This window comes from Streptomyces sp. NPDC001450 (genome assembly GCF_053597295.1).
Genome location: NZ_JBSFHY010000135.1, coordinates 1 through 2,048 on the forward strand (window position 1 = coordinate 1; position 2,048 = coordinate 2,048).

General features: G+C 69.4%; 2 protein-coding genes. One reads left to right on the forward strand and one right to left on the reverse strand.

Annotated elements, in window-relative coordinates:
• Positions 1-176 precede the first annotated feature (176 nt).
• Positions 177-1,211: a class II fructose-bisphosphatase gene (gene glpX / locus ACWC5O_RS45340; protein ID WP_450583715.1), complete on the reverse strand. Its 1,035-nt coding sequence runs from the start codon at positions 1,209-1,211 to the stop codon at positions 177-179.
• A gap of 126 nt (positions 1,212-1,337) precedes the next feature.
• Between glpX and ACWC5O_RS45345 the strand changes: the two genes are divergently transcribed.
• Positions 1,338-1,865 carry a DUF4245 domain-containing protein gene (locus ACWC5O_RS45345; RefSeq protein WP_450583713.1) on the forward strand — a complete coding sequence of 176 codons (528 nt, stop codon included), beginning with the start codon at positions 1,338-1,340 and terminating at the stop codon, positions 1,863-1,865.
• The last annotated feature ends 183 nt before the right edge of the window (positions 1,866-2,048 follow it).

Sequence of the window (2,048 nt, forward strand, 5' to 3'; positions counted from 1 at the left end):
AAGTACGTCCAGTACGAGGGCTTCCGGCCGGCACGCCGAGAGCACGCACCGGACGCCGCTCCTTGACGGGCAAACGTTGCCTGCCGGGGCACTAGACAGGCCCCAGGCATGAGCAAGGGCGCCCTCTCCGCACCGAGGGCGCCCAGGACTTCGCCTGAGGCTTCAGGCTTCGGGTGCTACTTCGCCCGGTCGAAGTCGATCGCGCTGTAGGCCCGCAGCTTGCTCAGCCGGTGCTCGGAGTCGATCCGCCGCACCGTCCCGGACTTCGACCGCATCACGATCGAGTCGGTGGTCGCGGTCTCCGACCGGTACCGCACACCACGCAGCAGCTCACCATCGGTGATCCCGGTGGCGACGAAGAAGACGTTCTCCCCCTGCACCAGGTCCTCGGTGGTCAGCACCCGGTCCAGATCGTGCCCGGCGTCGATCGCCCGCGCCCGCTCCTCGTCGTCCTTGGGCCACAGCTTGCCCTGGATCGTGCCGCCCAGGCACTTCACGGCACAGGCCGAGATGATGCCCTCCGGCGTGCCGCCGATGCCGAGCAGCAGGTCGATGCCCGTGCCCTCGCGCAGCGCCAGGATCGAGCCGGCCACATCGCCGTCGGAGATCAGCTTGATGCGCGCGCCGGCTTCCCGGACCTCCTTGATGATGCCCTCGTGCCGCGGCCGGTCCAGGATGACGACGGTGACGTCCTCGGGCGTGGACCGCTTCGCCTTGGCGATCCGGCGGATGTTCACGGCCACGGGCGCGTCGATGTCGACGAAGTCGGCGGCCTCGGGGCCCGTGACCAGCTTGTCCATGTAGAAGACGGCGGACGGGTCGAACATGGCGCCGCGCTCGGTGGCCGCGAGGACGGCGATCGCGTTCGGCATGCCCTTGGCCGTCAGCGTGGTGCCGTCGATCGGGTCCACGGCGATGTCGACCTCGGGACCGGTGCCGTCGCCGACCTGCTCGCCGTTGAAGAGCATCGGCGCCTCGTCCTTCTCGCCCTCACCGATGACGACGACGCCGTTCATCGACACGGTGGAGACGAGGGTTCGCATGGCGCGTACCGCGGCGCCGTCGGCGCCGTTCTTGTCGCCGCGTCCGACCCAGCGGCCCGCGGCCATCGCCGCGGCTTCGGTCACCCGGACGAGCTCGAGGGCGAGGTTGCGGTCGGGGGCCTCGGAGGGGACGTCCAGTTCGGACGGCAAAGAGTGATGCTCGGTCATCGGAGCGCACCTTTCTGATACGACGACGGCCGGATGAGGGTGTGCCTCCGACTCTATCGTTAGGTAGACAAAATGAGCAGGGGACCCCACGGATGAGCGCTCCGGGCACCTGCGACGATAGGGGGCGTGGCAGGTTCGAACGGCAAGCAGAAGACGGTCCGGGACATGATTCTCTCCCTGGGCCTCATCGGGATCGCGGCGGCGGTCATCTACCTCTTCGTCCCGCACGACGATCACGCGCCCGAGCTCAAGCGGGTCGACTACCGGGTCGAGCTGCTCACGGCGCGCCGCGCGGCGAGCTACCCGGTGGCAGCGCCGGAAGGGCTGCCCAGGACCTGGAAGGCGACCTCGGTGCGCTACCAGGGCGAGGACTCCGACCGCTGGCACCTCGGCTTCCAGACCCCCGACGGCCAGTACGTGCAGGTCGAGCAGTCCACGCAGAAGAAGCGCGCCGACTTCATCGACCAGGCCGGCCAGGGCGCCTCGGCGACCAAGCGGACCGAGAAGATCGGCGACCGCACCTGGACCCGCTACACCGGCGGCCGCTACGACGCCCTGGTCCTCGAGGACACCCCCGGCTCCACGACGGTGGTCGCCGGTACGGCCTCCTTCGACCAGCTGACGAAGATGGCGGCGGCGCTGAAGATGAAGTGAGCGCACCCGCGCGGAAGGCGCGGTGAGCGCCCGTACGCGCACACGCAGGAGGCCCCCGGCGACGGGCGAATTCCAGGGGTCGTTGCAACACAGTGATCAACTGGCTGTGGCCAGGAGCTTAGCGAGGCGCTCGGACCCGGCCGGCCATCGCGGCAAGGGGGTTGAAGTCCGGGGTGTCGAAGG